Here is a 25,514-nt window from a genome sequence, read left to right as displayed (position 1 = left end):
GTTGCTCGCCCAGAATGGCTTCCGGGGCACCCGGCCCGCCCGCGCATACCTGGGAGTATCGGACGTTTTGAAATCCTGCCACAGTTGGCGATACTCACCAGCGACATTCTTCGGTCGGAACGCAGCACGACGCCGGTCGAAAAAGCGACGCTGGTCGACGAAACGGCGAGGCCGATTCGTGCAACGACTTCCGTGATTCGGCGATAAGGCCGCACCCGGTCGGCGACGACCAGGGGTTAGGCGAGGTTAGGCGAGGTTAGTAATGGTTGATCAACTCCAGCATGCAACCGAAGCGCTGCGGAAAGCGCTGGTCCAGGTTGAACGCCTGAAGCGGACCAACCGCGCGCTGCTGGAGCGGTCGAGCGAGCCGATCGCGATCGTCGGGATGTCGTGCCGCTTCCCCGGCGGGGTTGACACCCCGGAGGCCCTGTGGCAGATGGTCGCCGACGGCCGCGACGTGATGTCGGAGTTCCCCACGGACCGCGGCTGGGACCTGGCCGGTCTGTTCGATCCCGACCCCGACACACCCCACAAGTCGTATGCGAGTACCGGCGGGTTCGTCGACGGTGTCGCCGACTTCGATCCGGCGTTTTTCGGCATTGCCCCCAGCGAAGCGCTGGCGATGGACCCGCAGCACCGGATGCTGCTGGAGCTGTCGTGGGAGGCGCTGGAACGAGCCGGGATCGACCCGGCCCGGTTACGCGGCAGCGCCACCGGCGTCTTCGCCGGGCTCATCGTCCAGGGCTACGGCATGTTCGCCGAGGAGATCGAGGGCTACCGGCTGACCGGCATGACCTCCAGCGTCGCCTCCGGCCGGGTGTCGTACGTGCTGGGGTTGGAGGGCCCGGCGGTGTCGGTGGATACGGCGTGTTCGTCGTCGTTGGTGGCGTTGCATATGGCGGTGCAGTCGCTGCGGTCGGGGGAGTGTGACCTGGCGCTCGCCGGCGGCGCCACCGTCAACGCCACCCCGACGGTCTTCGTGGAGTTCAGCCGGCACCGGGGGCTGGCGCCGGACGGGCGCTGCAAGGCCTACGCGGGCGCGGCCGACGGCGTCGGCTGGTCCGAGGGCGGCGCCGTGCTGGTGGTGGAGCGGCTCTCGGATGCGCGGCGGTTGGGGCATCCGGTGTTGGCGGTGGTGCGGGGTTCGGCGGTCAATCAGGATGGGGCCTCGAATGGGTTGACGGCGCCTAATGGTCCGTCGCAGCAGCGGGTGGTGCGGGCGGCGTTGGCTAATGCGGGGTTGTCGGCGGCGGATGTGGATGTGGTCGAGGGTCATGGGACCGGGACCACGTTGGGGGATCCGATTGAGGCGCAGGCATTGTTGGCGACCTATGGGCAGGGGCGGGCGGAGCCGCTCTGGTTGGGGTCGGTTAAGTCGAATATGGGTCATACGCAGGCCGCGGCGGGGGTGGCGGGTGTGATCAAGATGGTGTTGGCGATGCGCCATGAGGTGTTGCCGGCGACGTTGCATGTCGATGAGCCCAGCCCGCATGTGGATTGGTCGGCGGGGGCGGTGTCGTTGTTGACGCAGCCGCGGCCCTGGCCGGCTGATGGGCATGTCAGGCGGGCGGGGGTGTCGTCGTTTGGGATCAGTGGCACCAACGCGCATGTGATTGTCGAGGCGGTTCCGTCGGAGCAGTCGCGGGAGGTGGGGCCGCGGCCGGTGGTGGTGCCGTGGGTGGTGTCGGCGAAGTCGGATGCGGCGTTGTGTGCGCAGGCGGCGCGGTTGGCCGGGTATCTGCGGGCCCATGACGGGCTGGATGTAGCCGATGTGGGGTGGTCGTTGGCGGGGCGTTCGATGTTTGAGCATCGGGCGGTGGTGGTCGGCGGGGATCGGGATCGGTTGCTGGCCGGTCTGGACGAGCTGTCCGGCGGGGCGGCGGTGTCGGTGGTTCGCGGCACCGCGACACCGGCCGGCAAGACGGTGTTCGTATTCCCCGGCCAAGGCTCCCAGTGGATCGGCATGGGCGTCGAATTGCTCGATACTGCACCGGTATTCGCACAGCAGATCGAGGCGTGTGGCGAGGCGTTCGCCGAATTCGTCGACTGGTCACTGACCGACGTGCTGCGGGGCGCTCCCGGCGCCCCGGGCCTGGACCGGGTGGACGTGGTGCAGCCGGTGCTGTTTGCGGTGATGGTGTCGCTGGCAGAGTTGTGGAAGTCGATCGGCGTGCGTCCGGATGCCGTTATCGGTCATTCGCAGGGCGAGATCGCCGCCGCCTACGTCGCCGGTGCACTGTCCCTGCGCGACGCCGCAAAGGTGGTGACCCTGCGTAGCGCATTGCTGACCGGGCTTGCCGGCCCGGGCGGCATGGTGTCGCTGGCGTGCGGTGCCGAACAGGCGCAGGAGTTGTTGGCGCCCTTCGGCTCTCGGATCAGCATTGCCGCCGTCAACGGCCCCTCGGCTGTCGTGGTCTCGGGTGAGGTGGCTGCGCTCGAGGAGCTGATCCAGGTTTGCGCGGGCCGTGAGCTGCGCACCCGCCGGATCGAGGTGGACTATGCCTCCCACTCGGCAGAGGTCGAAGCCATCCAGGACCAGCTCGTCGCCGCCCTCGCGGGTATCGAGCCACGTTCCTCGCGGACCGTCTTCTTCTCGTCGATCACGGGAAACCGTTTGGACACAGCGAGTTTGGATGCCGACTACTGGTACCGCAATATCCGACAGACGGTCCAATTCGAGCAGGCGGTGCGTAGCGCATGCACGAATGGCTACCGCACCTTCATCGAGTCCAGCCCGCACCCCGCATTGATCGCCGGTATCGAGGACACCGCCACCGACTGCGCACCTGACTCCGAACCTGTTGTCGTGCCCACCCTCGGCCGTGAGGACGGCGGGCTCGACAGGTTCCTGTTGTCGGCCGCGTCAGCGTTCGTCTCGGGTGTTCAGGTGGATTGGCGTGGCGTTCTGGACGGGTCGCGGTTCGTCGAGCTGCCGACGTATGCCTTTGAGAAGCGCCGGTTTTGGCTCTCGGGCGAGGGCATGGGCGCCGACGCATCCGGTTTGGGCTTGACGGCGGGTCAACACGCATTGCTGGGCGCGGTGGTGGAACTGCCGGCATCGGGTGGAGTCGTCTTGACGGGCCGGTTGTCCATCAGCTCCCAGGCCTGGCTGGCCGATCATGCCGTATCCGGCGTCGTGGTGTTCCCCGGCACCGGATTCGTCGAATTGGCGATCCGCGCCGGCGACGAAGTCGGCTGCCCGGTGGTCGAGGAGCTTACCCTGCGGACACCGTTGCTGCTTCCGGCGTCAGGATCGGTGGCGCTGCAGGTGATCGTCGGCGCCGCGACGGAGTCGGCGGAGCGCAGTGTCTCCGTCTATTCGCGCGCCGACGTCGACGCCGGATCGGTGTGGGTGTGCCATGCCGAGGGGACGCTGCGCGCCGGCACCGTCGAGCCCGCGGCCGACCTGTCGGTGTGGCCGCCCGCGGGTGCCACCGCCGTAGCCGTTTCGGACGGTTACCAGCGGCTGGCGGAGCGTGGGTACGGGTACGGCCCGGCGTTTCGCGGCCTGACCGCGATGTGGGCCCGCGGTGACGAGCTGTTCGCCGAGGTGAGGTTGCCCGAGGCGGCCGGCGGCGTCACCGGATTCGGTTTGCACCCCGCACTCCTGGACGCGGCGTTGCACACCGCGGTGATGGCGAATCCGGACGCCGAACTGGTTCTGCCGTTCTCCTGGCAACGGGTGTCGTTGCACGCCAGCGGGGCATCGGCGGTGCGGGTACGGATCGCGCCGGCCGGACCCTCGGCGGTGTCCGTCGAGCTCGCCGACGACCTCGGCCTGCCGGTGCTGTCCGTCGCCGCGATGGTGGCCCGGCCGGTCAGCGAGCAACAGCTGCGCGCAGTATTGTCCGGCGCGGGTCCGGACCGACTGTTCGAGGTCATCTGGTCACCGGCCACCGCCACGAGCACCGACGCACCAGCTTCCTATCGGGTCTTCGAATGCGCTGCCGCCGTTGATGATCCGGTGACCGCGACCTATGAGCGCACGCACCACGCGCTGGCGGCGGTACAGCCGTGGCTGGCCGAGCATGCCTCCGGAGTGTTGCTGATGGTCACCCGCGGTGCCGTGGCGCTGCCGGGTGAGGACGTCACCGATCTGGCGGGTGCCGCGGTCTGGGGGTTGGTGCGGTCAGCCCAAACCGAAAACCCCGGCCGGCTGATCCTGGTGGATTCCGATGTGCCGCTGGATGATTCGGCGGCAGCGACGGCAATGGCCGTCGGTGAACCGCAGGTGCTGCTGCGCAACGGGCAGGCTTATACCCCGCGGGTGCACGCCAGCCGGGCCGTGGACGGCATCCTGGTGCCGCCGGGCGACGGGCCGTGGCGGCTGGGTTTGAGCAGTGCGGGCACCTTCGAGAACCTGCGGCTGGAACCGGTTCCCAACGCCGGCGCGCCGCTAGGTCCCGGCCAGGTTCGGGTGGACATGCGCGCCATCGCGGCGAACTTCCGCGACATCATGATCACCCTGGGCATGTTCACCCACGACGCGCTGATCGGCGGTGAAGGCGCCGGCGTCGTCGTCGAGGTCGGCCCGGGAGTGACCGAATTCGCGGTCGGGGACTCGGTGTATGGCTTCTTCCCCGACGGCAGCGGAACGTTGGTGGCCGGGGACGTCCGGTTGCTGCTGCCGATGCCCGCCGACTGGTCATACGCCGAAGCCGCCGCCATCTCGGCCGTCTTCACCACCGCGTACTACGCGTTCGTCCACCTGGCCGACGTCCAACCGGGTCAGCGGGTGCTGGTGCATGCCGCCACCGGCGGAGTCGGTATGGCAGCCGTACAACTGGCCCGGCATCTGGGCTTGGAGGTGTTCGCCACCGCCAGCAAGAGCAAATGGGACACCCTGCGCGCCATGGGTTTTGACGAAGATCATATCTCCGATTCGCGCAGTCTGGAATTCGAGGACAAATTCCGCGCGGTCACCGGCGGCCGCGGCATGGACGTCGTATTGGACTCGCTCGCCGGTGAATTCGTCGACGCGTCGCTGCGCCTGCTGGGGCCAGGCGGGGTGTTCCTCGAGATGGGCAAGACCGACATCCGCGACCCCGGGGTGATCGCCCAGGAATATCCGGGGGTGCGCTACCGCGCCTTCGACCTGTTCGAGCCCGGCCGTCCCCGCATGCACCAGTACATGCTCGAGCTGGCCGCACTGTTCGACGCCGGGGTGCTGCGACCGTTGCCGGTGACGACGTTCGACATCCGCCGGGCGCCGGCGGCCTTGCGGTACCTGAGTCAGGCACGCCATATCGGCAAGGTCGTCATGACCATGCCGGACGTCTGGGCGAAAGGTACCGTCCTCATCACCGGCGGAACCGGCATGGCCGGTTCGGTGCTGGCGCGTCACGTCGTGACCCGCCACGGGGTCCGTCACCTGGTGTTGCTCAGCCGGCGCGGTGCCGACGCTCCGGGGGCCGCGGAGTTGGTGACCGAGTTGGGCGCCGCCGGCGCGCAGGTGCAGGTGCTGGCATGTGATGCCGCCGACCGGCCGGCAATGGCCGACGTGATCGCCGGCATCCCGGCGCAACAGCCGTTGTCCGCCGTGATTCACGCGGCCGGGGTGCTTGACGACGCAGTGATCACGTCGTTGACACCGGAGCGCCTCGATGCGGTGCTGCGGGCCAAGGTGGCTGCGGCTTGGAACTTGCACGAGCTGACCCGCGACCTGGATGTGGCTGCGTTCGTGATGTTTTCGTCGATGGCCGGGTTGGTCGGGTCGTCAGGTCAGGCCAACTATGCGGCGGCCAACACCTTCCTGGACGGGCTGGCCGCGCACCGGCGGGCCCACGGGTTGCCGGCGATGTCGCTGGGGTGGGGCCTGTGGGAGCAGGCCAGCGACATGACCGGCGGACTGGACGCCGCCGACCGTGCCCGGCTGGGCCGCGAAGGTGTGCTGGCGTTGTCCTCGGATGAGGCGACGGAGTTGTTCGACACCGCGCTGATCGTCGACCAGCCGTTCCTGGCGCCCGCCCGCATCGACCTGAGCGCGCTGCGGGCCCACGCGGTGGCGGTGCCGCCGATGTTCAGCGATCTGGTCAACGCGCCGACCAGGCGCCAGGTCGACGACGCGCTGGCTGCCGCCAAGTCGAAATCGGCGCTGGCGCATCGCCTGCACGGCCTGCCCGAAGCCGAACAGCACGCCGTGGTGCTGGATTTGGTGCGGTCCCACATCGCCACCGTCCTGGGCAACATCGCTCCCGACGCCGTCGACGCTGACAAGGCGTTCCAGGAGTTGGGTTTCGACTCGCTGACCGCTGTCGAAATGCGTAACCGGCTCAAAACCGCTACCGGCCTTACCCTTTCACCCACGCTCATCTTCGACTACCCAACCCCCAACGGCCTGGCCGGTTACATTCGCGGCGAACTGGCCGGTGTCCCCCAGGAGATCAAGCACGTACCGGCCGTACGCGCTGCGGGTGACGACCCGATTGCCATCGTGGGCATGGCATGTCACTACCCCGGTGGTATCGAGTCGCCAGATGACCTGTGGGACATGCTGGTTCAGGGCCGCGATGTGCTGTCCGAATTCCCCGACAACCGCGGCTGGGACCTGGCGGGGCTGTTCAACCCGGATCCCGACGTGCCCGGCGCGTGCTACACCAAAACCGGCGGGTTCGTGGAACGGGTCGGCGACTTCGATCCCGCCTTCTTCGGCGTCGGGCCCAGTGAGGCGCTGGCGATGGACCCGCAGCAGCGCATGTTCCTGGAGCTGTCGTGGGAAGCGTTGGAGCGAGCCGGAATCGAGCCCGGCAGCCTACGCGGGAGCGCCACCGGCGTCTTCGCCGGAGTCATGACCCAGGGCTACGGCATGTTCGCGGCCGAACCGGTGGAAGGCTTCCGGCTGACCGGCCAGCTGTCGAGTGTGGCCTCCGGCCGGGTGGCCTATGTGCTGGGGTTGGAGGGTCCGGCGGTGTCGGTGGATACGGCGTGTTCGTCGTCGTTGGTGGCGTTGCATATGGCGGTGCAGTCGCTGCGGTCGGGGGAGTGTGACCTGGCGCTCGCCGGCGGGGTGACCATCAACGCCACGCCCGACATCTTCGTGGAATTCAGCCGCTGGCGCGGATTATCACCCGATGGGCGCTGCAAGGCGTTCGCGGGCGCGGCCGACGGCACCGGCTTCTCCGAGGGTGGGGGCATGTTGGTGGTGGAGCGGCTCTCGGATGCGCGGCGGTTGGGGCATCCGGTGTTGGCGGTGGTGCGGGGTTCGGCGGTCAATCAGGATGGGGCCTCGAATGGGTTGACGGCGCCTAATGGTCCGTCGCAGCAGCGGGTGGTGCGGGCGGCGTTGGCTAATGCGGGGTTGTCGGCGGCGGATGTGGATGTGGTCGAGGGTCATGGGACCGGGACCACGTTGGGGGATCCGATTGAGGCGCAGGCGTTGTTGGCGACCTATGGGCAGGGGCGGGCCGAGCCGCTCTGGTTGGGGTCGGTCAAGTCGAATATGGGTCATACGCAGGCCGCGGCGGGGGTGGCGGGTGTGATCAAGATGGTGTTGGCGATGCGCCATGAGGTGTTGCCGGCGACGTTGCATGTCGATGAGCCCAGCCCGCATGTGGATTGGTCGGCGGGGGCGGTGTCGTTGTTGACCCAGCCGCGGCCCTGGCCGGCTGATGGGCATGTCAGGCGGGCGGGGGTGTCGTCGTTTGGGATCAGTGGCACCAACGCGCATGTGATTGTCGAGGCGGTTCCGTCGGAGCAGTCGCGGGAGGTGGGGCCGCGGCCGGTGGTGGTGCCGTGGGTGGTGTCGGCGAAGTCGGATGCGGCGTTGTGTGCGCAGGCGGCGCGGTTGGCCGGGTATCTGCGGGCCCATGACGGGCTGGATGTGGCCGATGTGGGGTGGTCGTTGGCGGGGCGTTCGATGTTTGAGCATCGGGCGGTGGTGGTCGGCGGGGATCGGGATCGGTTGCTGGCCGGTCTGGACGAGCTGTCCGGCGGGGCGGCGGTGTCGGTGGTTCGCGGCACCGCGACACCGGCCGGCAAGACGGTGTTCGTCTTCCCCGGCCAAGGCTCCCAATTGCTGGGCATGGGAATGGGATTGCATGCCGGTTACCCGGCGTTCGCCGAGGCGTTCAACACCGTCGTCGCCGAACTGGACCGTCACCTGCTGCGTCCGCTGCGCGAAGTCATCTGGGGCCACGACGAAAACTTGCTGAACACAACGGAATTCGCGCAGCCGGCACTGTTCGCGGTGGAAGTCGCGCTGTACCGGCTGCTGGAATCCTGGGGAATCCGACCGGACTTCGTGATGGGCCATTCGGTTGGTGAAATCTCGGCGGCACACGTCGCCGGCGTCCTGTCCCTGGAAAACGCCGCGGTGCTGGTCGCCGCCCGCGGTCGGTTCATGCAGGCCCTGCCGCCCGGCGGAGCGATGGTCGCGGTGGCGGCCACCGAAGCGGAAGTCGGGCCCCTGCTGAGCGCCGAGGTCAGCATCGCCGCCGTCAACGGCCCTGCCTCCGTGGTGATTTCCGGCGCCGAGAGCGCGGTGCTCGCGGTCGCCGACCGGTTGCGCGCTGACGGCCGACGGGTACACCGCCTGGCCGTTTCGCACGCGTTCCACTCGCCACTGATGGACCCGATGATCGACGAATTCGCCACCGTGGCAAGCGGCCTGGCCATCGGGCAACCGGCCATCCCGATCATCTCCAACGTCACCGGACAGCTGGCCGCAGGCGACTACGGCACCACTGCGTACTGGAAGCGTCACGTCCGGGAGGCGGTCCGGTTCGCCGACAGCGTCCGATTCGCTCAATCGGCCGGTGCCACCCGCTTCTTCGAAGTGGGGCCGGGCAGCGGACTCACCGCGTCGATCGAAGAATCGCTGCCGGATACCGGGATCCTGACGATCTCTGCGCTGCGCAAGGATCGGCCCGAGCCGGTGACGTTGGTCAACGCCGTGGCTCAAGCTTTCGTCGCCGGTGTCAGCGTGGATTGGCGCACCGTGGTGGGGCAGGCGAACTTCGTCGAGTTGCCGACCTACGCGTTCCAGCGGCGGCGGTTCTGGCTGTCCGGTGACGGCGTTGCGGCCGACGCCACCGATCTGGGCCTGGAGGCCAGCGAGCATGCCCTGCTGGGCGCGGTGGTGGAGTTGCCGACCTCCGGCGGCGTCGTGCTGACCGGGCGGTTATCGCTGCGCGCGCAGGGCTGGTTGGCCGATCACGCCGTCGGCGGCGTGGTGATCTTCCCCGGAGCGGGCTTCGTCGAGTTGGCGATTCGTGCCGGCGACGAAGTGGGCTGCGGAGTGGTCGAAGAGTTGACCCTCGCCGCGCCATTGGTGTTGCCGGGCGGGACATCGGTTGCGGTTGAGGTGATCGTGGGCGGTGCGGACGAGTCCGGCGCTCGTGCGGTGTCGGTGTACTCCCGCGCGGACGCCGGCGCCGGCTGGGTGTTGCATGCCGAGGGCACGCTGACAAACGGGTCCTTGGCTCCGACAACCGATTTGGCGACGTGGCCACCCGTAGGCGCGGTACCGGTGGAAATCGCCGACGGGTACGAGCGGTTGGCCGAGCGCGGGTACGGCTACGGCCCGGCATTCCGCGGACTGAACGCGATGTGGCGCCGCGGCGATGAAGTGTTCGCCGAGGTCGCCTTACCCGCCGACGCCGGGGTGTCGGTCGCGGGCTTCGGAGTTCATCCGGTGATGCTGGATGCGGCGTTGCACGCGGTGATTCTGGCCTCCGACGGCGCCGACGATTTCGGCGTTGACGAGGGCTCGGTGCTCGTTCCGTTCTCCTGGCAAGGCGTGTCGCTGCATGCCGGCGGCGCATCAGCGGTTCGGGCGCGCATCGCGCCGGTGGGGCCGTCCAGGGTGTCGATCGAGCTGGCCGACGGGCTCGGACTGCCGGTGCTGTCGGTCGCGTCGATGCTGGCGCGGCCCGTCACCGATCAGCAGCTGCGCGCCGCGGTATCCGGATCGGGTCCCGACCGGCTTTTCCAGGTGGACTGGACGGCCCAGCCGTCGGCCGCCCTGGAACCGGTACCCGTACGGGCCTGGGGCACAACGGCAGACAGCGACTCGTCAACGGTGGTCTTCGAATCCGTGCCGGTGCCCGGCGACGCGCTGGCGGGTGTCTACACCGCCACGAACTCGGTGCTCGACGTGCTGCAGTCCTGGCTCGCCCGCGACGGCGCAGGGGTATTGGTGGTGACGACCCGCGGTGCTGTCGCGCTGCCCGGCGAAGACGTCACCGACCTGGCTGGCGCGGCGGTGTGGGGCCTGGTGCGCTCGGCGCAGACGGAGCATCCCGGACGCATCGTGCTGGTCGATACCGATGCGGCCCTGGATGAATCGGCCCTGGCGGCGGTGTTGGCCGCCGGCGAACCGCAGGTGCTGTGGCGCGGTGGGCAGGTGTACATTGCCCGCGTCCATGGCAGCCGCGCGGTGGGCGCGCTGTTGGTTCCCCCGGGCGACGCACCGTGGCGGTTGGGCATGAGCGCAGCCGGCACGTTCGAAAACCTGCGACTGGAGCCGATTCCCGACGCCGACGCTCCGCTGCAGCCCGGACACGTCCGGGTGCGGTTGTCTGCCATCGCAGCTAATTTCCGGGACGTCATGATCGCACTGGGGCTCTACCCCGACCCCGAGGCGGTGATGGGTGTCGAGGCGTCCGGTGTTGTCCTCGAAACCGGTCCAGACGATGGGGGTTTCGCCGTCGGCGACCGAGTCATGGGCTTGTTCCCCGAAGGCACCGGGACGATCGCCGCCACCGACCACAGGCTGTTGGTCAAGGTTCCGGCGGGCTGGTCGCACACCGCGGCGGCCACCACGTCGGTGGTGTTCGCCACCGCCTATTACGCGCTGCGCCATTTGGCGTCGGTGCAGCAGGGGCAACGGATCCTGGTGCACGCCGCCACCGGCGGTGTCGGTATGGCTGCGGTGCAGCTGGCCCGGCATTGGGGTCTCGAGGTATTCGCCACCGCCAGCAAGGGCAAGTGGGACACGTTGCGGGCCATGGGCTTTGACGACGATCACATCTCCGACTCGCGCAGCCTGGAATTCGAGGACAAGTTCCGCTCCGCTACCGGTGGGCGCGGCGTGGACGTGGTCTTGGACTCGCTGGCGGGTGATTTCGTGGATGCGTCGCTGCGTCTGGTCACCCCGGGCGGAGCTTTCCTGGAGATGGGAAAGACCGACATCCGCGAACCCGAAGTGATCGCGCAGCAGTACCCGGGAGTGCGCTACCGAGCTTTCGACCTCTTCGAGGCCGGACCGGACCGCATTGCGCAGATTCTTGCCGAACTGGCCGCGCTGTTCGACGACGAGGTGCTGCGACCGTTGCCGGTCACGACGTTCGACGTGCGTCGCGCGCCTGCGGCGTTGCGGTACCTGAGTCAGGCACGCCACGTCGGCAAGGTGGTGATGAGCATGCCGGACGCGTGGGCTGCCGGCACGGTGCTGATCACCGGCGGGACCGGCATGGCCGGCTCGGCGTTGGCGCGTCACGTCGTGACTCGTCACGGGGTGCGTCAACTGGTCCTGGTCAGCCGGCGTGGCCCGGACGCACCCGGGGCCGAGGAATTGGTGGCCGAATTGGACGCGGCCGGCGCGCAGGTGCACGTGGTCGCTTGTGATGCCGCCGATCGGGCCGCGCTGGCAAAGGTGATCGCCGATATCCCGGTTCAGCAACCGCTGTCGGCCGTGATCCACACCGCGGGCGCACTCGATGACGCCGTCGTGACCTCGCTGACACCGGAGCGGATGGAAACGGTGCTGCGGGCCAAGGTCGATGCGGCGTGGAATCTGCACGAGCTGACTTGCGATCTGGATGTGTCTGCCTTCGTGATGTTTTCGTCGATGGCCGGGCTGGTGGGCTCCTCGGGACAGGCCAATTACGCGGCCGCCAACTCGTTCCTGGACGGGCTGGCCGTCCACCGGCGGGCGCGCGGACTGCCGGCAATCTCGCTGGGTTGGGGTCTGTGGAATCAGGCCAGTGCCATGACCGGCGGATTGGCGAGCGTCGACTTCAAGCGGTTCGCCCGCGACGGCGTCGTGGCGATGTCCTCGGAAGAAGCACTGGGGTTGCTCGACACCGCCATGATTGTCGACGAACCGTTCATGCTGCCCGCCCACATCGACTTTGCCGCGTTGCGGGTCAAATTCGATAATGGCACGCTGCCACCGATGTTCGTCGACCTGATCAACGCGCCCACGCGCCGCCAAGTCGACGACTCACTGGCCGCGGCCAAGTCGAAATCCGCGCTGTTGCAACGCCTGGACGGCTTGCCCGACGACGAGCAGCACGCCATCCTGTTGGATCTGGTGCGGTCCAACATCGCGACCGTGCTGGGCAACACCAGCCCGGAAGCGATCGACCCGGACCGGGCGTTCCAGGAGTTGGGCTTCGATTCACTGACCGCGGTCGAAATGCGCAACAGGCTCAAATCCGCGACCGGTCTGGCGCTTTCGCCCACGCTCATTTTCGACTACCCCAACTCCGCCGCGCTGGCCGGCTACATGCACCGCGAACTGCTGGGCGCATCACCACCGGATGCCCCGGTCGCGGCACCCGGTGAGGCCGAACTGCAACGCGTGGTGGCGTCCATTCCGATCAAGCGACTTCGGCAGGCGGGAGTGCTGGACCTGCTGCTGGCCTTGGCCCAGGAAACCGAGGTGAACGGTCAGGCGGCAACGCCGGCAGCGACCACCGAAAAAGACATTGCCGACATGGACCTCGACGACCTGGTCAACGTCGCATTCATGGACGACGACGAATAGCCATGAGCGAACCGGCGATGATGCAGTGGGGGCGAACTGCTCGATGAGAGTCGCGATCACCGGGGCCAGCGGCGTACTCGGCCGGGGTCTTGCCGCCAGATTGCTGAGCCAGGGCCACCAGGTTGTCGGTATCGCCCGTCATAGGCCCGAAAGCTGGCTCAGTGCAGCCGATTTCGTCGCAGCCGATATTCGCGATGCAGCCGCGGTCGGGCGCGCGATAACCGGCGCCGACGTCGTCGCGCACTGCGCATGGGCCAGGAGTCCGGGACCGGACAGCCGCATCGGCCAGCAGGTCAATGTCGATGGCACACGCAACGTCCTGGAAGCGATGGGCAAATCCGGGACGGGACGCATTGTGTTCGTCAGTTCGGCCCACGTCTACCGTCCGGGGCAGAGCCCGGCCACCGAAACCGATGACCTCGCACCGAATTCCCTTGAGGGCCAACACCAAGCCCGGGTCGAGCAGCTGCTGGCGGACTCCGGAGCCCAATGGGTCGCCGTGCGCTCGGCACTGATCGTCGGCCGCAGCGTCGACAACTGGGCACGACGGGTGTGGGCCTTGCCGGTATTCCCCGACGGGTCGGCCGATTCCGTTGTGCAGGTGGTCCACGTTGACGACGTGCTTCGGCTACTGATCCGGGCGATCCTGAGAGCCGACAGCGGTGTGGTGAACCTGGCCGCTGCGGGTCAGCCGACTTTTCGCCAGATCGCCGCCGCACTGGGCCGGACTATTCTGCCGTTTGCCGCCGGGGCGTTGCAGCGTGTCCCATCCTTCGCCGAACTCGAACTGCTGCAAGGCGTTCCGACGATGGACACATCGCGGCTGCACGACGAGTGGGGATTCCGACCGGCGTGGACCGCCGAGGAGGCCGTCCAAGATTTCGACCTGGCGGTGCGCGGCCGGGTCTCTGTAGGTAGCCGGGTGTTCGCCCTGCCCTGGCGGCTGGCCACTATCCAGGACCTTCCCGCTGTCGACACCCCGGCCGAAGATGGCGTCGTTCCCAGACTCGCGGGACCCCAAGGGGTCAACGGCGAGTTCGACACCCCGATCGACCCCCGTTTCCCGACGTTCCTGGCCACGAATTTGTCCGAGGCGCTGCCTGGTCCGTTCTCGCCGTCGTCGGCGTCGGTGACCGTACGCGGACTGCGTGCCGGCGGGGTGGGAATTGCCGAACGGCTGCGGCCCGGGGGGGTGATTCAGCGGGAAATCGCGATGCGAACGGTGGCGGTCTTTGCCCACCGACTGTACGGGGCCATCACCTCGGCGCACTTCATGGCCGAGACCGTGCCGTTCGCCAAGCCGGCCATGATCGTCAGCAACAGCGGGTTTTTCGGCCCCAGCATGGCGTCGCTGCCTATCTTCGGGGAGGAGCGCCCGCCGTCGGAATCGCGGCGAGCCCGCAGACTACTGCGCACCGTCCGCAACATCGGGGTATTCGGCGTCAACCTGGTCGGATTGAGCGCAGGTTCGCCACTGGATACCAGCGATTACCTTGACGACGTCGACCGGCTGGAACAGCTGGCCCGCGACATCGCACAGCTGGACGATCACCGGCTGCTGAGCCTGATCCTGCTGGCACGAGACCACGTGGTTCATGGCTGGGTCTTGGCATCCGGGTCGTTCATGCTGTGTGCCGCCTTCAACGTGCTGTTGCGTGCCTTATGCGGCCGGGACACCGCGCCGGCGGCGGGGCCGCAATTGGTCAGCGCGCGTCCGGTGGAAGCCGTGCAGCGACTGGTGAGTGCCGCGCGGCGCGATCCCGACGTGATGCGTGTGCTGGCGGAGCCGGGGGAGCGCCTGGGCAAGCTGGCGGTGGGGGCGCCGCAGTTCTACGCCTTGGTGCTGCAAGAGCTTTCGTTGATCGGCCATCGCGGTCCGGCTGAGGTCGAGATGCTGTCGACCAGCTACGCCGACAATCCGGAACTGCTGGTCCGGATGGTGGCCAAGGCGCTGAGCGCCCCGCCCGCACCGGAGCCGCAGCATCCGGCAATCCCATTGCGGGCCAAGCCGGTTGCGCTGCTGGCTGCGCGTCAGCTAAGGGATCGGGAAGTCCGTCGCGACCGGATGGTCCGAGCGATTTGGGTGCTGCGCGATCTGCTGCGTGAGTATGGGCGCCGGCTGGTCGAGGCCGGTGTCGTCGAAACCGCTGACGATGTGTTCTACCTGCTGGTCGACGAGCTCGACGCGCTGCCCGGTGACGTCGCCGAGCTGGTGGCCCGGCGCCGAGCCGAACAACGCAGGCTGACCGCCGTCGTTCCCCCCACGGTGTTCAGCGGGACTTGGGAGCCATCGACAGGATCGTCGGCCGCGCTGGGGACCGGGGACACATTGCGCGGAGTCGGCGTCTGCGGTGGCCGGGTCCGCGGCCGAGTGCGGATCGTGCGTCCGGAAACCATCGATGACCTGCAGCCGGGCGAAATCCTGGTCGCCGAGGTCACCGACGTCGGCTATACCGCCGCCTTCTGCTACGCCGCAGCCGTGGTCACCGAACTCGGCGGCCCCATGTCCCATGCGGCCGTGGTGGCCCGTGAGTTCGGCTTCCCGTGTGTGGTCGATGTCCAGGGTGCAACGCAATACCTGCAGCAGGGCGCACTCATCGAGGTCGACGGCTCCACGGGGGAGATTCACGTGCTCGAGCTGGCTTCCGGGGGCTTGGCGGGCGACTGAAACCACTTGCGTCACTATGGTTTCAGGAGTCTCAAGGAGCGGGTTCTTGTCGGTGTGCCGCGATAGGATTCGAACATGTGTTCGGGTCAGGAGTCGGTGGTGGCGTCGTTCGACGCGCTGCAGTTGGCTGTGTCACGGCTGCAGGAGCTGTCCTTCGACGCCTTGACCACCCCTGAACGTATGGCCCTGCTGGAGCGTTGCGAAATAGTTCGGCGCCAGCTGCCCAGCATCGAACATGCCCTGATCAATCAGATCGCCGAGCAGTCCAGCGAGGAGCAGTTGGGCGGCAGGCTGCCTTCGGCGTTGGCCAGCCGGTTGCGGATCACGCGTGCTGAGGCCAGCCGGCGGGTGGGCGAGGCCGCCGAGCTCGGTGAGCGCCGTGCAATGACCGGCGAGCCGTTGGCGCCGCAATTGAGCGCGACTGCTGCCGCTCAGCGCGCCGGGCACCTCGGCGAGGCGCATGTGCGGGTGATCCGCGACTTCGTTCGTCACCTACCGGTAGAGGTGGACATCGAGACCCTGGAGAAAGCCGAAGCCCATCTGGCGCGGCTGGCCACCCGGTTTCGCCCCGACCAGTTGGCGAAGCTGGCGCAGCGGCTGATGGACTGCCTCAATCCCGATGGCACGTTCACCGATGAGGACCGCGCCCGCCGTCGCGGATTGACCTTGGGCAAGCAGGGGTTGGATGGGATGTCGCGGCTCACTGGCTGGCTGACCCCGGAAGCGCGGGCCGGGCTGGATGCCGTGCTGGCCAAGCTGGCCGCTCCTGGCATGTGCAACCCGCAGGACGAGAGCCCGGTGGTCGACGGACCGCCGCCCCAAGACGTGGCGCAGCGCGACACCCGCTCGGAAAGCCAGCGCACCCACGATGGCCTCAACGCCGCACTGCGCGGGTTGTTGGCATCAGGAAATCTCGGTCAGCACAACGGGTTACCGGCCAGCATCATCGTGTCCACCACGCTCAAAGAGCTGGAATCGGCATCCGGTAAGGCCCTCACGGGCGGTGGCACCCTGCTGCCGATGTCAGATGTGATCCGGCTGGGCCGCCACGCGAATCATTACCTCGCTATCTTCGACGACGGCAAAGCGCTGGCTCTGTATCACACCAAACGCCTGGCCTCGCCCGGGCAACGAATTGTCTTGTATACCAAGGATCGTGGGTGCTCGGCGCCGGGTTGCGACGTGCCGGGTTATCGTTGCGAGGTCCATCATGTGCGGGAGTGGGCCAGCACCCATCGCACCGACATCGACGACCTCACCTTCGCCTGCGGGCCCCACCACAAACTCCTCGACAAAGGCTGGTCACCCGAAAAAACAGCCACGGCGGCACCGAATGGATTCCGCCACCACACCTGGACCAGGGGCAGCCGCGGACCAATGGCTTTCAATATCCCGAGAAGTTGCTCACCGACGATGCCGACGACGGGTTCTAGGGTGGGTGGCCCCCAATCCGCGTGGCGCCCAGCAGGTTGTTCGCGTCCACGCCCTTCTGGCGCATCGACTTGCGGTTACCGTCTAGTCGGGCGAAGTGGTTCGGTCAGCTGCGAGCAGGGATCCGAATACGCTGGCGGCGACGGCGATCGCGTCGGCCTGGCCGAGGATGACACCACGAAGTTCGGGATGGCTGTCGAGATGTGCTTGCGCGTTTTGCGCGGTGGTGTGGAAGGCAATCGACTCGCATGCAGTCTCGGCCAGAGTTCCGCAGCAATCGGTTCGGCTGATCACTACGACGGCGGAGGCAGGTTGCCATATCCAGTCGCTACCGTGGCGTCGAATCTGTATCCGCTTTTGGCTGACGGGATCGGCGGAGTAGATGACGCCGTCGCTTCCGTTCATCAGCGGGATACCCAGCGCGTCGATGGCGCACATCGCTGCGACCGGAGGGCGCCCGGTCAGATGGACGGTATGCGTTGTCGGCCTGCCTGAGAAGGGGTAAGCGACCTCGATGTGTCCGTCAGCCGCGGTGTGCACCAGGTCGTCGGATTTCAGTCGGTACAACGCGTCGTCGAGTTCGACGCCCAGCGCATTGGCTGTCTTGCGTAAGTCGTCACGGTGACATCGGCCGTGGTCGAGGAAGCGGCGCAGTACAGCTCGGTGTAGTTCCCGGATTGTCGTCGGGAGCTGCTGGGCGGCGGTGGCCGGCGACTCGGGTGCATTCGCGAACTGGTCGGCCATCAAGATTCCGTCGTCGTCGGCGCGTGGGCCCGCAATGCGTCGAAAACCCGCGACGGCGTGGGCAAGTCGAGTCTGCACGAATTGCCGATAGGTGGTCCGGCCTCGGGCCGCATCACGTCAACCCCGTCGACCAGGACCGTCGGTGAGGGATAGCTACCGACACGCTCGATTATCGGCATGTCGATGCCCAACGATGCCAGGCATTCGGTGATCGTCGCCCTGGCGGCGGCGGCATTGGGGCATCCCGGCGAGGTGAGTAGTTCAATTCGCATATTGGTTCAGTCCGCAGCGGTTGACGTTGTGGCGGCAGCTGTTTCGATGTCGCGCAAGATCGGGCAATCCGGTTTGGAGGGGTGCCGATCACAGGTCGCGGTCAGTCGGCCAAGCGTATCGCCCATAGCCGCGAGTTGCTCGATGCGCTGCTGCAGCTCGGCGAGCCGGGCGCGGGCCATCGCCCTCGCCTCGTCGCACGAGTTGATACCGCCTTCGGCCAAAGACAACAGATCTTTGATGTCATCGAGGGTGAATCCAAGCCACTGTGCACGCTTGACGAAGCGCACAAGCCGCACCGCGTCAGGCGAGTAGACCCGGTAACCCGATGGGGTCCGCCGGGGTTCGGGTAGCAAACCGCGGCGTTCGTAGTAGCGCAGCGTTTGAACGTTGACCTGCGCCTGCCCGGCGACCTCGCTGGTTCTCACCGCTCCAGCATGAACCTTGTACCCGACTACCTAGTCAAGCCGGCGACGACCTGCCGATAGCCCTGGAAGAAGATCGCCGCGGTACCAGCGGACGGACGACGGCGAATCGGGTCTGTACCCCGTTCATATAGGCATCGTGGCGGCGTAACCCGGAACCGTCCGGCAGTGGAGGACCTCAGCAGCTGAAGGCCGTTCCCACTCCGTCGGGCGGCGGCACCGGGCGCAGGCAACCGAACGGCTCGACGCCGCCGGCGCTGAGCCGCACCGCGGACTGGTGGGCATAGTTCACGCAGAGCAGCCCGGCTTGGCCGGCGCGGCAGCGGTAGTCGCCGAAGGACAATGAATCCCCCTCCGCCAACTCGGGTCCGTTGCCGTTGACGAACGGCCCGGGGTCGCCGCGGGACGCTCCGACCTGCAGCTTCACCCCGTCGAAGTCGACCCAGCCGCCCTTCCATTCGCCGTAGGCGGTGGCAGGAGCAGGCGGGGGATTGGTCAGGCTGACCAGGCAGACCAACGCGCTGCCGGTGTGTTTGGAGTCGGTCAGACACGACGCTTTGCCGGACTGGGCGGTAAACGCGATGTCGTCGCCCAGCTCGGCGGTGACATCGTCGCGGCTCACGCTGTGATAGCGCGTGGGGTCGGCGGGTCGGCCCGCTTCGATCCAGGCGATGACGGCGGAGATCGGGGCACCGGCCGCCGGCGCCGACGACGCGGCGGACCCGGCTGGCGGTTTGCCCGACGCCGACGGCGCCGACGACGTTGCGATGCTGGTCGGCGTGCTGGTCGGCGATAGCCCCGGCCGGCCGTCGATGTCGTGCGAGCACCCGGCGACCAGCAATGGCACTGCGACCAGCATGGCGATCCGCATCGATTCAGGCTAGCGGCCTCGGCGTGGCTAAAGGTGCTGCCCGTCCGGTATGCCCTGGGAATCCGCTAACGTCGGGTTATGCACGAGCGCACCGTCCGCGCACGCACGGTCACCGGCATCGTCGAGGGCTTCACTCGCGACGGCGTGCACCGGTGGCGATCCATCCCCTACGCCAGGCCGCCGGTGGGGCCGTTGCGATTCCGGGCGCCGCAGCCGGCGCAGCCCTGGTCCGGTGTGCGGCACTGCCACGGGTTCACCAACTGCGCGCCCCAGCAGCGTCGGTACACGATGCTTGGCGTCGGCAAATACCAGCCGATGAGCGAGGACTGCCTGACCCTCAACGTCGTCACGCCCGAAGCCCCCGCAACAGAACCGCTGCCGGTGATGGTCTTTATTCACGGCGGCGGCTACATCCTGGGCAGCTCGGCCACCCCGCTATACGACGGCGCCGCGCTGGCCCGGCGGGGCTGCGTCTACGTGTCGGTCAACTACCGGTTGGGTGCGCTGGGCTGTCTGGACCTGTCGTCGCTGTCGACGTCCGACATCACCATCGACGGCAACCTGTACCTGCGCGATTTGGTGCTGGCGTTGCAGTGGGTCCGGGACAACATCGCCCAGTTCGGTGGTGACCCCGACAACGTCACCATTTTCGGGGAAAGCGCCGGCGCGCACATCACCGCCACATTGCTGGCCGTGCCGGCCGCGAAAGGCCTTTTTGCGCGGGCGATTTCGGAAAGTCCGGCGGCCGGCATGGTGCGTCCCCGCGAGCTGGCCGTTGAGTTCGCGGCACGCTTTGCCGATCTGCTGGGCGCGCGCCCGCGCGATGCCGCCAGTGCGCTCATCCGGGCGACTCCGGCTCAATTGGTCCAAACCCAGCACCGCCTGATCGAGCAAGGCATGCAGAAACGGTTGGGCGCCTTCCCGATCGGCCCCACCTTCGGCGACGACTGCCTGCCCGTCGATCCCGTCGAGGCGATGCGGTCCGGACAATCGCACCAGGTGCCGCTCATCGTGGGCACCAACGCCGAAGAGGGTCGTTTGTTCACCCGCTTCCTCAAGATGCTGCCGACCAACAAGGCGATGATCGACGAACTCCTGGCCGACGCGGAACCGGCTACCCGGGAACGCATTACCGCGGCCTACCCGGATTACCCCAAGCCGTCGGCATGCATTCAGCTAGGCGGAGATTTCGCGTTCAACGCGGCCGCCTGGCAGATTGCCGAGGCGCACGGCGCGCACGCCCCTACCTATCTTTACCGCTATGACTACGCCCCGCGGACCCTGCGCTGGTCCGGATTCGGTGCCACGCACGCCACCGAACTGCTCGCGGTCTTCGACATCTACCGGACCACGTTCGGTGCGTTGCTTACCGCTGCCGCCGACCGGAGACATGCGCTGCGGGTCAGCGACGACGTGATCGGGCGCTGGCGGTCGTTCAGTGAGACCGGTGTGCCGGGCGACGACTGGCCGGCCTATACGCACACCGAGCGAGCCGTGCTGGTGATCGACCGTAAGTGCCGCGTCGAGTTCGATCCGCACCAGCACCGCCGGTTGGTCTGGGACGGCTTTTCGCTGGTGCAGTGACCATGGATTCCGACAACGAGCGCGTCATCGAACGACCGGACGATCTCACCGCGTCGTGGCTCACCGCGATGATAGGTGCCGGCACGGTCACCGATTTCACCGTCGAGCGCATCGGCACCGGCCAGATGAGCGAGTGCTACCGCGTCGTGCCCGCCTACGCGGCGGCCGCCGGCCCGCAGTCGGTGGTGCTGAAGGTCGCGGCCACCGATCCGATGAGCCGGCAGACCGGTCAGACGCTGGGCCTCTACCAACGTGAGGTCCGGTTCTACCGCGACATCGCGCCACGCCTCGACGGGCCGCTAGCCCCTTGTTACCACGCGGCGGTCGACGTCTCGAGCGGCGCGTTCGACCTGCTGCTCGGTGATGCCGGACCGGCTGTCGTCGGCGACGAAATCGTGGGCGCCACAACGGAACAAGCCCGGCTGGCGGTCAGGGAGCTGGGACGGCTGCACGGACCGTTGCTCGGTGACGCGGCGCTGGCAGACGCACCGTGGCTGCACCGTGACGCACCACTGAACCAGGTGATGATCGCTTCGCTGTACGCCGCCTTCGTCGAGCGCTACGGCGACCGGATCACTGCCGAGTGCCGCGGAGTCTGTGACCGGCTGGTGGCCGCTTTCGACGGCTACCAGGAGGCTGTCCAAGGCGGAATCCAGGGGCTCGTCCACGGCGACTACCGTTTGGACAACCTACTTTTCGGTGCGGCTGGAGCCGAGCGGGCTTTGACGGTGGTCGACTGGCAGACGGTCTCCTGGGGTCCGGCGATGACCGATCTGGCTTACTTCCTGGGTTGTGCGCTGCCCACCGAGGATCGCCGGAACCACTACGACGACCTGCTGCGGACCTATCACCAGGCGCTGGGGCGCGAGCCGCCGATCAGCCTGACCGAGGTCGCCGAAGGCGTGCGGCGGCAGAGCTTTTTCGGCGTCATGATGGCGATCGTCTCGTCGATGCTGGTGGAGCGCACCGAGCGGGGTGACCGGCTATTCATGACGATGCTGCAACGCCATTGCGACCACGTGCTGGACACCGACGCGTTGGCGACGCTGCCGGCCGCTGAGCGACCCGAGCCGCTGCGGCCTTCGGACGACGACGAACTCGCCCACCCACCGACCGACGAACCGCTGTGGAGCGAGAGCTGGTACGCCGACTTCGTCGACGCGCCACAGGGATTGGGCGGCTGGTTCCGGCTCGGCCGGATAGCCGATCAGCACACCGCATGGGTGCACGCGCTGCTATGCGGACCCGACATGCCGACCGTGGCCGTCGTCGACGTCGACGTTCCGCTGCCCGACGACCCGTGGGCGGTGCGCACCGACGCCATCGAGCTGGGCCATGCCGTCACCACGCCGCTGCAGACCTATCGTGTCGACCTGCGTGCGCGCGGTCAGGCATACGCCGACGCCGGTGCGTTGCTGCGCGGGGAGCCCGGAGATCCGGTCGAGGTAACCATGCGCCTGGTCTGGACCACCGACGGCAGCCCCTATCGGTATCGCGTGACGTCGCGCTACGAAATCCCTTGCACCGTCTCGGGAACCGTCACCGTCGATGGGACCGTTCACCGCTTCGATTCCGTTCCCGGGCAACGCGACCACTCCTGGGGCGTTCGCGATTGGTGGAGCATGGACTGGATGTGGAGTGCCGTGCACCTCGACGACGGTACCCACCTGCACGGCGTGCGAATCCAAATCCCGGGCGCACCGGCCTTCAGCGTCGGCTATGTTCAAGACGCTCACGGGCTACTCACCGAGCTGCAGACGGTGAGCATCCGGGATAGCTTCGGCCCCAACGGTTTACCGCTGCACGCGACACTAAGCCTCGATCCCGGTGAGCTCACCGCGGACATCGAGGTACGCGCGCACGCACCGGTGCGGCTGGCTGCCGTCGACGGGCGGGTAAGCCAATTCCCGCGCGCCTGGGTCGCCGTCAGCACCCACGACGGCCGCAGCGGTGTCGGCTGGCTGGAATGGAATCGAAACCAGGGGTGACCACGGCGCGCGCACCGATGCGTTGTCCCATTGTGGTGATGGGTGTTTCAGGGTCCGGCAAGTCAACGGTGGGCGCTGCCCTCGCCCGGCGGTTGGGGGTGGCGTTCCTGGATGCCGATACGCTGCATCCACCGGCGAACATCGCCAAGATGGCCGCCGGCCAACCCCTCGACGATCAGGACCGCTACCCATGGCTGCGACGGGTGGGGGAGTGGCTGGCCGCCCACCGAGACGGTGGGGTGGCCAGCTGTTCGGCGCTCAAACGGAGCTACCGCGATCAATTGCGAGCCCATTGCCCGCAGCTGCGATTTCTGCACCTGAGCGGCTCCGCGGACGTGATCGGCCGCCGGCTGGCCAACCGGGCCGGGCACTTTATGCCGACTGGGCTCCTGCGATCACAATTGGACACGCTGGAACCGCTCGCCGGCGACGAGCCGGGTGTGGTGGCGGATCTCAGTCAGGACGTCGACGCGATCATCGAGGGCTTCCTGGCTAGCTTCGACGGCGCTTGCCCTGGCGCTTGACCTGCTCACGTGCGGTGTCGGCCAGATGGCTGCCGCGTGCCACCGCTGTGTCGGCGAGATGGGCACCCTGGTGACGCACGGTCTCGGCGAGTTCCAGGCGGCGCAGCCGGGCCTTGCTGGCCAGTTTTTCGCCCCGGGCGCGCGCCGCCTCGGCCAGTGGCGCGCCCTTTTCGGCCGCGGTGCCTGCCAGATGGCGGCCGCGTTCCAAGGCGGCCTCGGCGTAGGGCGCGCCCTTTTCGGCGGCTGTCTCGGCCAGCTCCCGGCCACGCTCGGCTCCGGCCTTCAGGCCGTGCACAATCTTGTCCCCGAGGTCTCCGAGCTCAGAGCCCAGCAGTGTGTCGTCTGATCCTGGCAGCGTCGAGGAGACCGCTTCGGAGAGCCGGCTCGCCGCGCGCCGGCCGCGCCACGCCAACGACGGCTTGCCCGCGGTGTCCGCCGAGGCGATGATCAGCCCGCCCAGCAGGCTCAGGTCGGTCAGGAATTCGCGCCGCTTATGCGCCTTGGCCGCCGGATCGGGTTCGCTCCAAAACATATGGGTGCCAAGGTTTCCCGGTATCACGGTCAGCGCCAGCGCCGCGGAGGCGAGGCGGGGCAGTCGGCCGGTGGCCAGCAGCACGCCACCCCCGATCTGGACGGCCGCGTTGATCTGAGCGAACGTCTCGGCATTGGACGGAATGCTGCTGCCGATGGGATCGGGCAGCGTCCGCAATCCGCTCACGGTGGGCTGGGCGGCTTCCGCCGCGGGCTTCGGGTTGAGTAGCGACTCCACACCCTGGCCGATGAACGCCGCTGAGAGCATGGGTCGGGCGATTCTGCGAATCAACATGGGCGGGGTATTCCCCGGTCCGGGTTCCGGCAAACCGGCGAGGCCCGCCGGAGGCCCAAGCAGCCCACAACCGCTGGGATTAGGCTGGGTATCGTGCGAGCGCTGATCATTGTCGACCTGCAGAACGATTTCTGCGAAGGCGGCTCGGTGCCGGTGGCGGGTGCCGATCGACTGGCCCGGGCGATCAACGACTACCTGGCCGGCCGGCCCGGTTATCGTCACGTGGTGGCCACCGAGGATTTCCACATCGATCCCGGCGACCACTTCTCCGACCAGCCGGACTATTGCTCGTCGTGGCCTGCGCACTGCCGCGCCGGAAGCCGCGGCGCCGACTTCCACCCCGACCTCGACACCGGCCACCTCGAGGCCGTCTTCCGCAAGGGTGCCTACGGCGCCGCCTACAGCGGCGCCGAGGGCGTCGACGAGCATGGCACCACGCTGCCGGACTGGCTGCGGCAACGGGGGATCGACGAGGTCGACGTGGTCGGCGTCGCCACCGATCATTGCGTGCGGCGCACCGCCGAGGACATGGACCGCGCCGGCTTCACGACCCGGGTGTTGGTCGACCTGACCGCGGGAGCGTCGGCCGATACCACCAACGAGGCGCTGACGCAGCTGCGCACCGCCGGCATCGCGCTGGCCCGGAGCCGCTGATGGCGCTGCCGGATCGCGACGATCTCCTGGCCGCTGTCGAGCGGTCGCCCCGGGCCGCCGCAGCGCACGACCGTGCCGGCTGGGTAGGCCTGTTCACCAGCGACGGCCGGGTCCAGGACCCGGTGGGCTCGCAGCCGCACGTGGGCCACGAGCAGATCGGCCGGTTCTTCGACACTTTCATCGGACCGCGAGATATCAAGTTCCACCGCGACCTCGACATCGTCTCCGGCTCGGTCGTCCTGCGCGACGTCGAACTCGAGGTGGCAATGGCACCCGCGGTGACGATGTTCGTTCCCGCCTTCCTGCGCTACGATCTGCGAAAGGTCAACGGCGACTGGAAGATTGCCGTTCTCCGAGCGTACTGGGACTTGCCGGCGATGATGCTGCAGTTCCTGCGGAGCGGAGCGCCGGCGGTGTCGCCGGCGCTGAAGCTGTCGCAAGGGTTGTTGGGCAATCAGGGCCTGCGCGGCACCGCCGGCTTCCTGACCGGGTTTCGCCGGGCGGGCGCGCGTCGCAAGACACTGGTGACGACATTTCTCGACGCGGTCGGGCGCGGTGACACGTACGCAGCTGGAAGTTTGCTATCACCCACTGCGGCAATGACTTTGGGCGATGACGAGGTCCTGGACCCGGCCGAACTAGCGCAACAGCTCCGTCGGGTCAGCTGGACGAAGATCAACGGTGCCGGATCAACGGTCGCCGTGTCGCTGGCATCCGATCATGGGCGCGGGATCATGTTCGCCGAACTGCCGTGGCGCGGCAATCTGATCAACCGGATCCGTTACTTCCCCGCGTGATTCGGTTGGGGCGACGGTAGCGG

12 protein-coding genes and 1 pseudogene are annotated in these 25,514 nt (G+C 67.8%); 8 read left to right on the top strand and 5 right to left on the bottom strand.

Annotated elements, in window-relative coordinates; genetic code table 11:
- Positions 1-262: 262 nt before the first annotated feature.
- The 3 genes and pseudogenes from MKAN_RS01700 to MKAN_RS01690 all read left to right on the top strand — a co-directional run bounded on the left by MKAN_RS01700 (position 263) and on the right by MKAN_RS01690 (position 16,810).
- Complete coding sequence (locus MKAN_RS01700; protein ID WP_023364595.1) at positions 263-12,709, top strand: type I polyketide synthase; 12,447 nt, start codon at positions 263-265, stop codon at positions 12,707-12,709.
- A 43-nt stretch (positions 12,710-12,752) separates the two neighbouring features.
- The gene (locus tag MKAN_RS01695) at positions 12,753-15,377 is read left to right on the top strand and encodes a sugar epimerase family protein (RefSeq protein WP_023364594.1); all 2,625 of its coding nucleotides are present in this window, start codon (positions 12,753-12,755) and stop codon (positions 15,375-15,377) included.
- Between the two features lie 75 nt (positions 15,378-15,452).
- Positions 15,453-16,810 (top strand): annotated as a pseudogene (locus tag MKAN_RS01690) (HNH endonuclease signature motif containing protein).
- 82 nt (positions 16,811-16,892) lie between these two features.
- Here the strand turns inward: MKAN_RS01690 and merB are convergent.
- The 4 genes from merB to MKAN_RS01670 all read right to left on the bottom strand — a co-directional run bounded on the left by merB (position 16,893) and on the right by MKAN_RS01670 (position 19,118).
- The gene (merB, locus tag MKAN_RS32845) at positions 16,893-17,246 is read right to left on the bottom strand and encodes an organomercurial lyase (RefSeq protein WP_364469792.1); all 354 of its coding nucleotides are present in this window, start codon (positions 17,244-17,246) and stop codon (positions 16,893-16,895) included.
- 305 nt (positions 17,247-17,551) lie between these two features.
- On the bottom strand, positions 17,552-17,824 hold the full coding sequence (locus MKAN_RS01680; protein WP_023364591.1) for a thioredoxin domain-containing protein: 273 nt from the start codon (positions 17,822-17,824) through the stop codon (positions 17,552-17,554).
- 6 nt (positions 17,825-17,830) lie between these two features.
- Complete coding sequence (locus MKAN_RS01675) at positions 17,831-18,250, bottom strand: heavy metal-responsive transcriptional regulator (protein ID WP_023364590.1); 420 nt, start codon at positions 18,248-18,250, stop codon at positions 17,831-17,833.
- A gap of 175 nt (positions 18,251-18,425) precedes the next feature.
- Positions 18,426-19,118 (bottom strand): hypothetical protein, encoded by a 693-nt coding sequence (locus MKAN_RS01670; protein ID WP_023364589.1) that lies wholly within the window; start codon positions 19,116-19,118, stop codon positions 18,426-18,428.
- 78 nt (positions 19,119-19,196) lie between these two features.
- On the opposite strand from MKAN_RS01670, the gene MKAN_RS01665 reads away from it, so the two are divergent.
- From MKAN_RS01665 to MKAN_RS01655, 3 genes are read left to right on the top strand one after another with little or no spacing between them, the layout of a single operon-like run.
- Positions 19,197-20,702 (top strand): carboxylesterase/lipase family protein, encoded by a 1,506-nt coding sequence (locus MKAN_RS01665; protein WP_023364588.1) that lies wholly within the window; start codon positions 19,197-19,199, stop codon positions 20,700-20,702.
- 2 nt (positions 20,703-20,704) lie between these two features.
- Positions 20,705-22,690, top strand: a complete 1,986-nt coding sequence (locus MKAN_RS01660; RefSeq protein ID WP_036395745.1) for a DUF7064 domain-containing protein — start codon at positions 20,705-20,707, stop codon at positions 22,688-22,690.
- Between the two features lie 17 nt (positions 22,691-22,707).
- The gene (locus tag MKAN_RS01655) at positions 22,708-23,214 is read left to right on the top strand and encodes a gluconokinase (protein ID WP_036395774.1); all 507 of its coding nucleotides are present in this window, start codon (positions 22,708-22,710) and stop codon (positions 23,212-23,214) included.
- Here MKAN_RS01655 and MKAN_RS01650 read toward each other — a convergent pair.
- On the bottom strand, positions 23,183-24,040 hold the full coding sequence (locus tag MKAN_RS01650) for a DoxX family protein (RefSeq protein ID WP_036395747.1): 858 nt from the start codon (positions 24,038-24,040) through the stop codon (positions 23,183-23,185). The two genes, MKAN_RS01655 and MKAN_RS01650, sit on opposite strands and share 32 nt — an antisense overlap.
- A gap of 93 nt (positions 24,041-24,133) precedes the next feature.
- On the opposite strand from MKAN_RS01650, the gene pncA reads away from it, so the two are divergent.
- Positions 24,134-24,694: a pyrazinamidase PncA gene (gene pncA / locus MKAN_RS01645; RefSeq protein WP_023364584.1), complete on the top strand. Its 561-nt coding sequence runs from the start codon at positions 24,134-24,136 to the stop codon at positions 24,692-24,694.
- Positions 24,694-25,491 carry a nuclear transport factor 2 family protein gene (locus MKAN_RS01640; protein ID WP_023364583.1) on the top strand — a complete coding sequence of 266 codons (798 nt, stop codon included), beginning with the start codon at positions 24,694-24,696 and terminating at the stop codon, positions 25,489-25,491. The genes pncA and MKAN_RS01640 overlap by 1 nt, the downstream gene beginning before the upstream one ends.
- The last annotated feature ends 23 nt before the right edge of the window (positions 25,492-25,514 follow it).

The sequence above is a fragment of the Mycobacterium kansasii ATCC 12478 genome (assembly GCF_000157895.3).
GTDB classification, from domain to species: domain Bacteria; phylum Actinomycetota; class Actinomycetes; order Mycobacteriales; family Mycobacteriaceae; genus Mycobacterium; species Mycobacterium kansasii.
The sequence above is the reverse complement of the archived record's forward strand: the minus strand, read 5'-3'. Positions and strand labels throughout refer to the sequence as shown.

Coding starts and splice junctions, on each gene's coding strand:
- MKAN_RS01665 (WP_023364588.1), top strand. CDS start 19,197: ATGCACGAGCGCACCGTCCGCGCACGCACGGTCACCGGCATCGTCGAG.
- MKAN_RS01695 (WP_023364594.1), top strand. CDS start 12,753: ATGAGAGTCGCGATCACCGGGGCCAGCGGCGTACTCGGCCGGGGTCTT.
- MKAN_RS01660 (WP_036395745.1), top strand. CDS start 20,705: ATGGATTCCGACAACGAGCGCGTCATCGAACGACCGGACGATCTCACC.
- MKAN_RS01640 (WP_023364583.1), top strand. CDS start 24,694: ATGGCGCTGCCGGATCGCGACGATCTCCTGGCCGCTGTCGAGCGGTCG.
- MKAN_RS01655 (WP_036395774.1), top strand. CDS start 22,708: ATGCGTTGTCCCATTGTGGTGATGGGTGTTTCAGGGTCCGGCAAGTCA.
- merB (WP_364469792.1), bottom strand. CDS start 17,246: ATGTGCGCCATCGACGCGCTGGGTATCCCGCTGATGAACGGAAGCGAC.
- MKAN_RS01700 (WP_023364595.1), top strand. CDS start 263: ATGGTTGATCAACTCCAGCATGCAACCGAAGCGCTGCGGAAAGCGCTG.
- MKAN_RS01680 (WP_023364591.1), bottom strand. CDS start 17,824: ATGCGAATTGAACTACTCACCTCGCCGGGATGCCCCAATGCCGCCGCC.
- MKAN_RS01650 (WP_036395747.1), bottom strand. CDS start 24,040: ATGTTGATTCGCAGAATCGCCCGACCCATGCTCTCAGCGGCGTTCATC.
- MKAN_RS01670 (WP_023364589.1), bottom strand. CDS start 19,118: ATGCGGATCGCCATGCTGGTCGCAGTGCCATTGCTGGTCGCCGGGTGC.